Annotated in this window: 12 protein-coding genes; 4 read left to right on the top strand and 8 right to left on the bottom strand. The window is 69.1% G+C overall.

Annotated elements, in window-relative coordinates; all coding sequences use genetic code 11:
* Position 1: 1 nt before the first annotated feature.
* Genes JF597_RS37640 through JF597_RS37625 form a run of 4 tightly spaced genes read left to right on the top strand, consistent with a single transcriptional unit; the run spans position 2 to position 3,626 of the window.
* The gene (locus tag JF597_RS37640; protein WP_294006573.1) at positions 2–823 is read left to right on the top strand and encodes a mesaconyl-C4 CoA hydratase; all 822 of its coding nucleotides are present in this window, start codon (positions 2–4) and stop codon (positions 821–823) included.
* 4 nt (positions 824–827) lie between these two features.
* The gene (locus JF597_RS37635) at positions 828–2,027 is read left to right on the top strand and encodes an FAD/NAD(P)-binding oxidoreductase (RefSeq protein ID WP_294006570.1); all 1,200 of its coding nucleotides are present in this window, start codon (positions 828–830) and stop codon (positions 2,025–2,027) included.
* A 26-nt stretch (positions 2,028–2,053) separates the two neighbouring features.
* Positions 2,054–2,848, top strand: a complete 795-nt coding sequence (locus JF597_RS37630; protein ID WP_294006566.1) for an SDR family NAD(P)-dependent oxidoreductase — start codon at positions 2,054–2,056, stop codon at positions 2,846–2,848.
* A 58-nt stretch (positions 2,849–2,906) separates the two neighbouring features.
* Entirely contained in the window at positions 2,907–3,626 is a 720-nt protein-coding gene (locus JF597_RS37625) for an alpha/beta hydrolase (protein WP_294006563.1), read from the top strand.
* Positions 3,627–3,795: 169 nt separating this feature from the next.
* On the opposite strand, the gene JF597_RS37620 is transcribed toward JF597_RS37625, so the two are convergent.
* The 8 genes from JF597_RS37620 to JF597_RS37585 all read right to left on the bottom strand — a co-directional run bounded on the left by JF597_RS37620 (position 3,796) and on the right by JF597_RS37585 (position 11,808).
* Positions 3,796–4,995 (bottom strand): cytochrome P450, encoded by a 1,200-nt coding sequence (locus JF597_RS37620; RefSeq protein WP_294006560.1) that lies wholly within the window; start codon positions 4,993–4,995, stop codon positions 3,796–3,798.
* A gap of 28 nt (positions 4,996–5,023) precedes the next feature.
* The gene (locus tag JF597_RS37615) at positions 5,024–6,250 is read right to left on the bottom strand and encodes an FAD/NAD(P)-binding oxidoreductase (protein WP_294006557.1); all 1,227 of its coding nucleotides are present in this window, start codon (positions 6,248–6,250) and stop codon (positions 5,024–5,026) included.
* A gap of 16 nt (positions 6,251–6,266) precedes the next feature.
* Positions 6,267–6,593, bottom strand: a complete 327-nt coding sequence (locus JF597_RS37610; RefSeq protein WP_294006554.1) for a 2Fe-2S iron-sulfur cluster-binding protein — start codon at positions 6,591–6,593, stop codon at positions 6,267–6,269.
* Between the two features lie 52 nt (positions 6,594–6,645).
* Positions 6,646–7,851 (bottom strand): VOC family protein, encoded by a 1,206-nt coding sequence (locus JF597_RS37605; protein WP_294006551.1) that lies wholly within the window; start codon positions 7,849–7,851, stop codon positions 6,646–6,648.
* 10 nt (positions 7,852–7,861) lie between these two features.
* Complete coding sequence (locus JF597_RS37600) at positions 7,862–8,872, bottom strand: fumarylacetoacetate hydrolase family protein (RefSeq protein ID WP_294006548.1); 1,011 nt, start codon at positions 8,870–8,872, stop codon at positions 7,862–7,864.
* Between the two features lie 54 nt (positions 8,873–8,926).
* Positions 8,927–9,304, bottom strand: a complete 378-nt coding sequence (locus tag JF597_RS37595; RefSeq protein ID WP_294006545.1) for a nuclear transport factor 2 family protein — start codon at positions 9,302–9,304, stop codon at positions 8,927–8,929.
* Between the two features lie 37 nt (positions 9,305–9,341).
* Positions 9,342–10,820, bottom strand: a complete 1,479-nt coding sequence (locus JF597_RS37590; RefSeq protein WP_294006542.1) for an aldehyde dehydrogenase — start codon at positions 10,818–10,820, stop codon at positions 9,342–9,344.
* Between the two features lie 169 nt (positions 10,821–10,989).
* Positions 10,990–11,808, bottom strand: coding sequence for a CoA ester lyase (locus tag JF597_RS37585; RefSeq protein WP_294006539.1), 819 nt, complete (start codon positions 11,806–11,808; stop codon positions 10,990–10,992).
* Positions 11,809–11,956: the final 148 nt, after the last annotated feature.

The following is an 11,956-nucleotide window of genomic DNA, read 5'->3' as shown; positions in this document are numbered from 1 at the left end:
CATGGTCACGAGCGAGGGAACGCGGACGGTCGAGCGGACCGAGGTCATCGCGTCCGAGCCGACTCAGTCCCTGGCGGCCGCGCTGGACATCGAGATGCCGCACGCGGCGGGAGACCCGGTGCCCCCACTGTGGCACTGGACCTACCTGCTGGAGCGCGGCCCGGAACACGAGCTCGGCGAGGACGGCCATCCCGTGACGGGAATCCCCGCCCCTCCCGGCCCGGGACGCCGGCGGATGTTCGGCGGCGGCAGGGTGACGACGCTGCGCCGCCTCCTGATCGGGGAGCCCGCGACCAAGGTGACATCGATCAAGCGGTCCGTCGACAAGGCGGGCAGGACCGGACCACTGACGCTGACGACCGTCCTCCAGGAAATCTTCCAGGGCGGCGAACTGGCGATCCGGGAGGAGCAGGACATCGTCTACCGCGCTCCCGGCTCCCGGGCGCTGCCGCCCCCGCCCGCGGCGACGACGGCCCCGGCCGGGCCGACGCTGGACCTCGCGGTCGACGAGCGGCTGCTGTTCCGCTTCTCGGCGCTGACCTACAACGCGCACCGCATCCACTACGACCTGGACTGGTGCCGGCGGGAGGGGTACGACGGTCTCGTCATCCACGGGCCCCTGCTGGCGCTCATGACGGGCGAACACCTCCGCCGCCAGGGCATCGATCTGCGGGGCAAGACCTTCGGCTACCGCTTCGTCTCCCCGCTGACCAAGCCGCAGACCATCACGGTCGTCCCCGGCGCGGACGGGCTGCAGCACGGTGCCGAGGCACGCGGCGCCGACGGAACCGTCGCCGCCGTGAGCACCCTCACGGAGGTCTGAGACCGTGACCGCATCCACCACCGATGTCGCCGTCGTCGGCGGGTCGACCGCCGGCCTGCGGGCCGCGGAAGCCGTCGCACGCCACGCCCCGGAGCTGAAGGTCACGGTCATCAGCGACGAGCCGCACCTGCCGTACGAGCTCCCTCCGCTGTCCAAGGTCTCCCTGCACGAACGGCTCGACGTGGACACGCTCGTCTATCCCTTCGCCACGGGACTGCGCGACCAAGGGGTCGACTTCAGACTCAACACCCGTGCCCGGGCGCTCGACACGAAGGCGAACACCGTCCTTCTGCCCGACGGAGCACTGACGTATCGTGCGCTCGTCATCGCGACCGGATGCCGGCCGGTGATCCCTCCCCTGTTCGCCGGCCGGGCCGGTGTTCACACGCTGCGCCGCTTCGAGGACGCGACCGCCCTGCGTGCGGCGGTCGCCGATCCGGGGGCCTCGGTCGCGATCGTCGGAGCCGGCTTCATCGGAGGCGAGTTCGCCTCGACGCTTCAGAAGGCAGGGCGGACCGTCTCGCTCGTCGACCTGGCGGCGAAGCCGCTGGGGCGGTTCGGCGAGCCGGTCGCCGACGCCTACGCGGCACTGCACCGGAAGGCGGGCGTCGGCCTGTTCCTGGGCAGCGGCGGCGTCGGCGTCGCCGACGAGGACGGGCACCGCTCGCTGGTGCTCGACGACGGCACGTGGCTGCCCGCCGACGTCATCGTCGTCGGAGTCGGCGTCCGCCCGTCGATCGACTGGCTCCAGGACTCCGGGCTGGTCTTCGACAACGGGATCCTGGCCGATGCCACTCTCCGGGCGGCGGACAACGTGTTCGCCGCCGGAGACATCGTCCGCTGGCCCAACGCGCGGTTCGAAACCGTGATGCGCGTCGAGCACTGGACCAGCGCTGCCGAGCAAGGACGCGCCGCGGGAATCAACGCGGTGAAGCTCCTCCGCGGCAGCGAGGGCGAAGGCTTCACGAACGTGCCGTACTTCTGGTCGGACCAGCACGGCGTCCGCATCCAGTTCGCGGGCCATCTGGCCGGCGACGAGGAGATCGTGGAGAGCCGCGCCGCTGACGGCTCGCTCTTCCTCTACCGCCGGGGCGAGGCGGTGACGGGCGTGCTGGCCTTCGAGCGGCGCGCCGAGTTCGTCAAGCTGCGGGCGCGCCTGCGACGGGAACTGAGCTGGCAGGCCGTCGGCGAGTTCGTGTTCTGAACAATCTGCAACGAGGAGTAACGGTGATGGGTGAGGCAGCGGACCGGCGGAGCGCGGTCATCACGGGAGCGGCCCAAGGACTGGGCGCGGAGATCGCATTCCGCCTTGCCGGTGAAGGGTTCGCGATCGCCCTCCTGGACCTGCAGAAGGAGGGCCTGGAACAGACCAGGGAGAAAATAGAGAGCCGGTTCCCGGACACCACGGTCCGGACGATCCCCGTCGATCTTTCCAGCGAGGAACTCGTCGCCGACGCGTTCGCGGAGATCGACGCCGTTCTCGGGCGTGTCGACGCGCTCGTGAACACCGCGGGTGGCAGTGGGACAGAGCAGGTGCGCGACATCGACGACCTGTCGTCGCGGACCTGGCACACCGTGCTGGACAACAACGTCACGAGCGCGTTCCTGTGCTGCAGGTACGCCGTCCCGATCATGCGCCGGAACGGCTACGGCCGGATCGTCAACTTCTCGTCCGCAGTGTCACGTGGCCTCTCCGGCCCGTCCGGGACCGTCGGCGCGCGGCTCGCTTACGCCACGTCCAAAGCCGCGGTCAACGGCTTCACCAGGCAGCTCGCCAAAGACCTCGCCCGCAACGGGATCACCGTGAACGCGGTCTCCCCCGGGCTCGTCCTGCCCGAGGAGGGCCGTGTGAGGAGGGTGTTCGACGCACTCCCCGACACGGACCAGGCCGCCATCCGGGCGGCCATCCCGGCCGGTCGAACCGGGACCGCCCATGAGATCGCCTCGGCCGTCGCCTATTTGGTCTCGGAGGACGCCGGCTTCACCTCCGGCACCATCCTGAGTGTCGACGGCGCGGCCTCCTAGCTCGCCGTCCTCAGCCCTCAACCGCCACATTCCAGAGCGACAAGAAAGGGAGCCGACCGTGCTCCGGTATCCGTTGGTCCTCGTGCCCGCGCTGGGCTGCGACGCCCGGCTGTGGCAACCAGTCATCAACCGGGTCCATGACCTCTTGGAATGCGTGGTCGTTCAAGGCAGCGGGGACTCGATCGAGTCCATGGCGGACGATGTGCTCGCCCAGGCACCGGACCGGTTCTACCTGGCCGGGATCTCGATGGGAGGCTATGTCTCCTTGGACATCGCACTCAAAGCGTCTGGGCGAGTCGCGGGACTGGCGCTGCTGAACACTTCCGCGATTGCCGCACCGACCGACCGCAGGCAGAGCTCGATCAGCGTCATCGAACTGGCCGAGTCCGGCCGGTTCAGCGAGGCGGTGGACCGGGTCAGCGGTGCCGTCGCGCCGGCCCGCCCCGATGTGACCGCCCTCGCGGCCGCGATGGCGCGTGACCTCGGCGCCGAAGTCTTCACGGCCCAGCAACTCGCGGTGCTGGACCGGCGCGATCGCACATCGGAGATTGCGAAGATCGAGGTGCCCACATTGATCGTCGCCGGTGATGCCGATGCGATCACCCCACTCCGGCTGAGCGAGGAGATGGCGAGCTCGATCCCCGATACGGAGCTGCACGTACTCGAAGGGATCGGCCACCTCTCGCCCCTCGAAGACCCGGACACAGTCGCGTCACGCCTCCGCGACTGGCTCGTGCGCGTCGACGGCCAAGCACAGAGGACAACGCCAACGCCATGACGCTCTCCTCCGGGCCAAGCCGCCGCCGAGCCCCCGCCCGGTGACCCGAGCCGTCCCCCTCGACGAGGGCGCTGCTGCGCTCGGCCTAGGCAGGCGGCCCTGTCCGCCGAGCACACTGCGCACCAGCCGTAGACGGCGGAGAGACCGGGGTGCCTCCTACTGCACCCGCTCAGTTCCAGGTCACGGGAAGTGCGGTGAGTCCGCGGAAGAACCAGCCGTGCCATGCCTCTTGGCGACGCGGGTCGGCGCGCAGTCCGGGAAGTTCCGTGTACAGCAGTGGTATCGCGATCTCCCCGATGCCGATGCGCGCGGCCCAGTGACCGGCGCACAGGTGCACGCCGCTGCCGAAAGCCAAGTGCGGCTGTCGGGGGCGGGTGATGTCGAACTCGTCGGCGCGTTCGAACTCGGCGGGGTCACGGTTGGCCGCGCCGACGACAACGCCGATCGGTGCGTGCGCCGGAAGCGTCACATCCCTCAGCACAACCTCACGCGTCGTCACCCGACGGTACATGCCGATCGGGGACAGCCATCGTACGGTCTCGTCGAACACCGCCGGCCACAGGGCCGGATCGGCGAGCGCCCGCTCGCGTTGGCCGGGATGGCGGCTCAAAGCCCACACCGAGCTCGTGATCGCGTGCTGCGGTTCGTTCATGCCTCCGGAGATGATCAGGTTGATGTTCGCGGTGGCCTGCGTCAGCGGGAGCTCTGCGTTGGCGAACGCGGACACGATCGTGTCGTCCGGGTGGGACCGGTAGAAAGGGATGAGTTCGTCGAGCAGGGCATCGACCTCCTCGCGGGCCTCGTCGTTGCGCCGCCAGATCTCCGGATCGTCGAAGAGGTTGCCAATGCCCGCGACGAAGGCGTTCGACCAACGCCGCATGTCCTCGATGTCGACGTCTTTGAATCCCAGCAGGTCGATCAGGTTCTGCGAGGCGACGGGGGCGGCGTAGTCGCGGTTGAGCTCGGCCTGGTCGGGGCCCTGCTCACGCAGGACGGCGAGGTGAGTGCGAGCGTTGTGTTCGAACACCGGGGCCCAGCGGGCGCGCAGGTTCTTGGGCCGCAGGGTGGGGTTGATCACTCGCCGCTCGGTCGCGTGGTCGGGGTCGTCCTTGCTGAGCATCGGCCGGGCGCCCACCGCCCTGGCCATGGTGCCGCCGTCCCCGGTGAGCTTCGCGCTGTAGGTCTGCTGGTCCTCTTCGATGGCCCGGCACGCCCGGGACGAGGTCACCAGATACAGGTTCAGCGGGGGGACCCATGCCACCGGAGATTCGTCGAGCAAACGGCGGTAGGTGGGGTAGGGATCGGCGGACATCACCACGGGGTCCACCCAGTCCGCGCTGGGCACAGGAGAAGGCGACGTCATTGTCATGGGAGCTCCTCGGAGGAAGTGCGGATACTCAGCGGGCCGCCACGGTCTCCCGGGCGAACTCCTTGAGGCTGAACCCCGGATCGCGCAGTTGTCCGGGTTCTGGTGAGCGACCGGCCGTCAGCACGCGCCGCGCCGCCACGTGGTCAGCGGGACGATTGAGCGATTCGACAGCGACGAGGCGGCCCCGCCGGTAGCAGCAGACCGAGAAACGGCCGGCGTCGGGATCACCGGTCACGACACTCTCGTCATCGGGCCGGCGCACGCCGGCGATCTGCAGCTTCAGCTCACCTTGGTGGCTCCAGAACCAGGGCAGGTCCGCGTAGGCATCAGTGCCACCGAGGATCGTCGAGGCGACGTGGCGCGCCTGGTCGGTGGCGTTCTGTACCGACTCCACCCGCATCCGGACACCGGCGTGCACGTTGGGGTGGTTGGCGCAGTCGCCGACGGCGTATACCGCGGAGTCGGCGGTGCGCAGATACTCGTCGACGACGATCCCGTCCGCGACCGGAAGGCCGGCCTGGACGGCGAGTTCGACCCGCGGCACGACGCCGATACCTACGACTACGAGATCAGCCTGGTACCGCACACCCGTGGTGCTGATGGCACCGTTCACGCGACCGCCGTCTCCGGTGAACCGTGCGACCGCCTCACCGAGCCGTAGATCGGTGCCGGCCGTCCGGTGTGCGGCCGTGAGGTGGGAGGCCATCTCCGCGGACAGCGCTCGGCCCAGGGGGCGGTCCGCTGCCTCCAGGACGGTGGTCCGAAGCCCGTGCTTGCGGGCCGCCGCGGCGAACTCCAGGCCGATGAACCCGGCGCCGACGACGAGCACTGCCCGGCTTCGGGACAGGGCCGCACGCAGGGTGTCGGCGTCGCCGAGGGTACGCAGCGTGTGGATGCCCGCCAGGTCGGATCCTGGGACGGCGAGCGTGCGGTTGGCCGCCCCAGTGGCCAGCACCAGGACGTCGTAGGGCAACTCGCGGCCGTCGGAAAGCCGAACAGTGCGTGATGGCCGCCCCAGACCGGTGGCGGTGACACCGGTGTGCAGGTCGATCCGATGGCCGGCGAAGTACTGTCGCGCCCGCAAATGGGGCGTGGCCGGTGTCCGGGTGGGTGACAGGTAGTCCTTGGACAGCGGTGGACGCTGGTAGGGCAGGACGGGCTCGTCGCCGACGAGGGCCAGGGGACCGGCATGGCCGCCCGCGCGCAACGCATCCGCCACCTGGACCCCGGCATGTCCGGCACCAATGACGACCACGCGGCGGACGGCAGGGTCAGACCTGGGACTCGGGCACATCGACCTCGACCTCCTGCAGATCTACGCCCAGCGTCAGCTGACACCCCAGGCGGCTGCGTAGCCCGTCGCGCGGGCTGGCCGTGCACTCGAGCATCTCTTCCTCGTCGTCACCGATGGGCGGCAACCCGCTCAAGTAGGAGTCGCGAACGAGGACATGGCAGGTCGCACACATCGCCTGCCCCCCGCACTCACCGACAATGCCGGCCACGCCGTTCTCCACTGCCGCGCGCATCACGCTGACACCAGCGTCCGCCTCGACGATGTCCGTCTCGCCTCCGGCATGGTGGAATTTGATCTCAGGCAACAGGACCTCTCTCGTGGTGCGTCATGAGCGACGGACGGCACGGCGCCGTCCGTCAGCCGAGCGGTCCCCAGAAGGTCTCGCCGCCGTAGGTGTCGAAGAGCGGCGTCAGCGTCTGTGGCCACACGCCGGCCTGGACCTTCCGGCGCTCGCCCTCCGGCCGTACGCGGCCGTCCCAGCCGACCTGCTCCATGTAGTAGTACAGCTGCATCACGTGCCCGTCGGGGGCGACCGCGTGGATCACGTAGTCGATCCCCGCGTGGATCTCCTGCGGCAGGTCGATGAGCTTGACGCCCTTCTCCTCCAGGAACTCCTTCGCCTCGCGGAGTTGCTCGTAGGAACCGACCTGCACGCCGAAGGCGAGCAAGGTGCTGTCCTCCCGCGCGCCGAGCACGCCGCGCAGTTCCAGTGGGAGGAGCGTCAGGCTGTGATGCTCGGTGTTCGCCCGCAGGAACAGGACGCGGTGCCCGGCGACCGAGGACTCCTCGCTCTTGTGCAGGCCGAGGCGCTCGGTGTAGAAACGCTCCGCCGCGTCGAGGTCCTCGACGAAGATGCTCACCGGTCCGATCCGCACCGGCTTGAACGGCCGCGCGAGCAGGACACCACCGACGTCGTACGTCTTGGGCAGCTCATCCAGCCAGCGGTGGCCCGACGTCAGATCGACGCCGCCGGCGAGGGCTTCGGCAAGCTCGGTCGACTCCGCCTTGTACGGCAGCTCGGGGTGCTCGTTCAGCCACGGCCACGTCACCTCGGGCTTGCTCAGGCCGTCCCAGCCGACCTGCTCGATGCCGTACTCCAGCTCGTTGGTGTGGCCGGTCGGGTCCGGGAAGTAGGTGTGCCAGTTGGACCCGGGGTCGCGGCCGTAGCGGCCGATCTTCTGCCCGAGCTCGGCGAGCCAGCGCCGCGCCTCGACCACCTCGCGGAGGCTGCCGACCTGCCAGGTGATCTGGTTGACCGTGATGTCGAAACGGGCCGGCGGCTCCCGGTGCTCGACCCACGGGCGCGGCATGAGCACGAAGGTGTGGTGGTCGCTGTTGTGCCGCAGGAAGTAGACGTGCTTGTCGGGGACCGAGTCGAGCCAGGGGCCCGGGTCATACTTCTGGAGATCGAGCTTGTCGGACTCCGCGAACCCGAGCACGTCCCGGTAGAACCTCGCCGACTCGCCGGTGTCGTCGACGCTGATGCCGAAGTGGTTGAGTCGGCGGATCTTGAAGGGGCGGTCGTACAGGACGCCGCCGACCTCGAACTTCTCCGTGGTCATGGTCGTCTCCTCAGTCCGTCGGCTTGACGACTTCGTTGCGGATGGCGCCGATCAGGGCGGAGGAGACTTCCACGACGTCACCGGGCTTGAGGAACAGCGTGTCCGGGAACGATCCGTCGGGTCCCTGCCGGCTGGAGTCGACGGCGGTGCCCTTGGGCGTGCCACTGGCGATCAGGTCGCCGGGCAACAGGGTCGTGTCCCTGGAGAGATGCTCGGTGAGCGCGGCGAAGGAGTGGACCATGGAACGCGTGTTGCCGCTCTGGCGCACTTCGCCGTTGACCCGGCATTCGATGGGAATGTCCTGCGGATCGATACCGTCGTCGACGACGATCCAGGGTCCGATCGTCGCGGAGCCGTCGAAGTTCTTCGAGTGCATGAAATCGGGGCCGAAGGAGACGTTGTCCCTCACCGACCAGTCGTTGAACAGGGTGTAGCCCCACACATGGGAAGCGAGGTCATCGCCCTTGATGTCGCGGCCGCTCCTGCCGATCACGACGGCCACCTCCGCCTCGTAGTCCAGCCGCTGGGTGCGTGCCGGGTAGCGCAGGGGATCGCCGCTCGCGGAGACGGCGCGGTGGTCCTTCACGAAGAACTTGGGTCCTCCCGCGAGGAGACGGTTGATGGTTTCCTCGGTGTCCTCGCCGTGGGAGTTCTCGGCCGCGCTCTGCATGTGGTCGGCGAAGTTGGCAAGAGCGCACAGGACGCGGGACTGTCCCTCTACCGGGGCGTGCAGCCGCACCTCGTCGAGTGCGAACCAGAGCTGCTCCCCTGTCAGCCCACGCACGTCCTGCGCCTGGTCCAGCAGGTACTCCAGCGCGGCCCGCGCACCGTCCAGGGCCCGCGCCCCCTCCTCGATGAACGCGTTGAGCTGGGCGGGGACGGCTGCGGCTGCCTCAGCCAGTGGCCGGGCGGCAGGCGAGGTCTCGGCCAGGTATTTCGCGTACGCGGCGTTGATGTCGACGACGGAACCTTCGTGCACCACACCGACCCGCCGTGCGGGGCCGAATACTGCGACCTTCATTGTTCTCCTTGTGAACTGGTGATGGGGTAACGCCCAGTACGGCGGGGCGTCAGGTCACGCCGCGCCGGGGTCGACGCCGACCTTGTCGAAGAGACGTCCGTCGGTGGGGGTGAGGCTGTAGATGGCGAGGCGTTCGATCTTTCCGTTGCGGATGGTGAAGAAGTCGGCGAGTGCCACGGCACTCCCGTTGGCGATCAGGTCGATCTCCACGGCGACGTTCTCGCCGTCGACGACAAACCGTCGGGGGTTCGGCTTCATCGCACCGGGCTCGAGGCCGTTCTCGTACATCCGCCTGATCGCGTCGGCACCGGTGAGTGTGCCGGCGGCGTTCTGGAGAACGGCGTCCGCGGCGAAGAGGTCGGCCACGGCCCGCGGGTCGGCTGCGGTGACTGAGGCGAAGTAGGCGTTGACGACCTCGACGGGGTCCGTCATGACTGCGCGTCCTCTCTCGTTGTTCCTGGTGTCCGGTTCATGCCGGGAGGTATTTCGTCGACGCGTAGACGGACTTGTACTCGAGGTAGGCGTTGATCCCCTCCGGACCGAGTTCACGGCCGATGCCCGAGTCCTTGTATCCGCCGAACGGCGCACCGAGGTCGAGGGTGTAGTAGTTGAGCCCGATCGTGCCGGTACGGACGCGGCGCGCCACGGCCAGCGCGCGGTCCTCGTCGGCGCTCCACACCGAGCCGCCAAGGCCGTAGTTGCTGTCGTTGGCGATCCGGACCGCGTCATCGTCGTCGTCGAACGGGATGAGCGCCATGACGGGGCCGAACACCTCTTCCCGGGCCAGCCGGTCGGCGTTGTCCACGTCGGCGAAGACGGTCGGTTGCACAAACCATCCGCGGCCCAGGTGATCGGGCCTGCCACCGCCGGTGACGAGTCGGGCGTCCGAGTTCTTGGCGATCTCTATGTAGGTGAGGACGCGCTCCAGGTGTGTACGGGTGGCCATCGGGCCCAGGGTCACAGTGGGGTCGAGAGGGTCCCCGAGTCGGTAGGCGTCCGCGAAACCCGCGACGGCGTCGACCACTTCGTCGTAGCGGGAGCGTGCGATGAGGATCCGCGACTGTGTCGTGCAGGTCTGGCTGTTGTTGAGGAAGGACGCGTTGTCCAGGCCGGCCAGCAGTGTCTCGACGTTGCCGTCCTCGAGGAAGATCGCAGCCGATTTGCCGCCCAGTTCGAGGGTGACCCGGCGGATCAGCCGTCCGCACTCCTGGCCGATGGCCCGGCCGGCCGCGGTGGACCCGGTGAAGGCGATCTTGTCGACCAGCGGGTGGGACACGAGCGCGGCGCCGGCGTCACGGTCACCGAGCACGATGTTCAGCACGCCCGCGGGAAGCCCGGCCTCCTGGGCGGCGTCGGCGAAGACGTACGAGTCGAGCGCGGTCTCCGGCGAGGGCTTCAGGACCACCGTGCACCCGGCGGCGAGCGCCGGCGCGATCTTGAACATGGCGAGCGCCTGCGGGAAGTTCCACGGTGTGATCGCACCGACCACGCCGACCGGTTCGCGGCGGACGATCGTCGAGCCTGCCAGGCTCGGGCGCGTCTCCTCCAGCGGAAGGCTCTCGACGACATCGGCGTAGATCCGCAGGAGGACGGCGGGCGCCCCGCCGTTCAGCATCTGAGAGAGCCCGATCGGCATTCCGTTCTCGCGGCTGACCAGAGTCGAGGTGTCACCGGCGCGCTTTTCGAGCGCGTCCGCGAACCTGCGCAGCACCTCGGCACGTTCGGCCGCGGTGGTACGACCCCACGGGCCTTCGTCCAGTGCACGCCGGGCGGCGCGGACGGCGGCGTCGACGTCCGCTTCCGTGCCCAGCGCGGCCACGCCGATGCGCTCACCCGTGGCGGCCTCGATCTGCTCCTGCACGCGGTCACCGCTCGGGTCGACCCACGCTCCGTCGATGAAGAAGCGCTTGCGGTCGAGGTCGCTGGGGCGCTGGGTGGTGAGGGACATGGCTTCTCCTGCCTGTCACAAGACGGACATCGCCTGTAAACAAAGGATGTTGGCCGGAGCCGGAGTTGACGAGGCCGGGAATGTTCGCCCGGTGATTCATCTGGTGCATGAAGGTGTGCGCAGACCCACGGGCACGGCGTGCTGCGCCACCCGTACGCCGGTGCGGCTGTCAGCCGGCTCGCTGCAGGATGGCCTTGGCCCGTGCGAGGACCGGGGCGTCGACCATGTGTCCGTCCACGCGGGCAGCGCTGCTCCCGGTGGCGGATGCGACGACGCGGCGGGCCCAGCGGACCGCCTCCTCGTCGGGCCGGAACGCGGCGTGGGTGAGCGCCACCTGCTTGGGGTGGACGAGGAGCTTCGCCGTGAAGCCGGTCTCCTTCGCCCGTCTCAGATCCCCGTCAAGGGTCTCGGCGTCGTCCAGCGCCGTGGTGACACCGTCGACGGGGCCTGGCAGCGCGGCCGCCCTCGATGCGAGTACCAGGGACGACCGGGCGTGGAGCATCGCGCTCCACCCGGGGTCGGCGCCCAGGTCGAGTGCGTAGTCGAGGTGCCCGAAGGCCAGGCGGGCGACTGCGGGGGTGCGGGCGATGTCATGGACGCGGACCATGCCGATCGCCGACTCGATCAAGGCGATCACCGGTACGCCGGCCCGCTCGGCGGCAGCCGTCGACGACTCCGGCGAGTCGGTTTTCGGAACCATGACCGCCACGAGGCCGGGAATGCCGGCAAGAGCGTCCAGGTCGGTGCCGTACAGCGGGCTCGACGCGTCGTTGATCCGCACGCATGCACGACCGCCGTGTGAGAGCCACTCGACCGCTGCTGCGCGCGCTCTGTCCTTGCGGTCTCCCGCGACCGCGTCCTCGAGGTCGATCACCACCAGATCTGCGCCCGAGTCGACCGCCTTGTCGAAGCGCGCCGGTTGATCGCCGGGCACGAAGAGAAACGACCTCGCCGCTTGTACGACGTTGTCCCGATGCGTGTGCGGCATGCTGACCACCCGAACCTAACGGCGGCTGTCCGTGAGCTCTGTCGGCGGCAGTGCTCCGAACTCGGCAAGTACGGCGTCGGTGTGTTCGCCGACTTCCGGAACCCGGCCCATGACCGGCTTCGCGCCCACGAAAGTCGCCGGCGGAATG

The sequence above is a fragment of the Streptomyces sp. genome (genome assembly GCF_019510245.1).
In the GTDB taxonomy this organism is placed as follows: domain Bacteria; phylum Actinomycetota; class Actinomycetes; order Streptomycetales; family Streptomycetaceae; genus Streptomyces.
The sequence above is the reverse complement of the archived record's forward strand: the minus strand, read 5'-3'. Positions and strand labels throughout refer to the sequence as shown.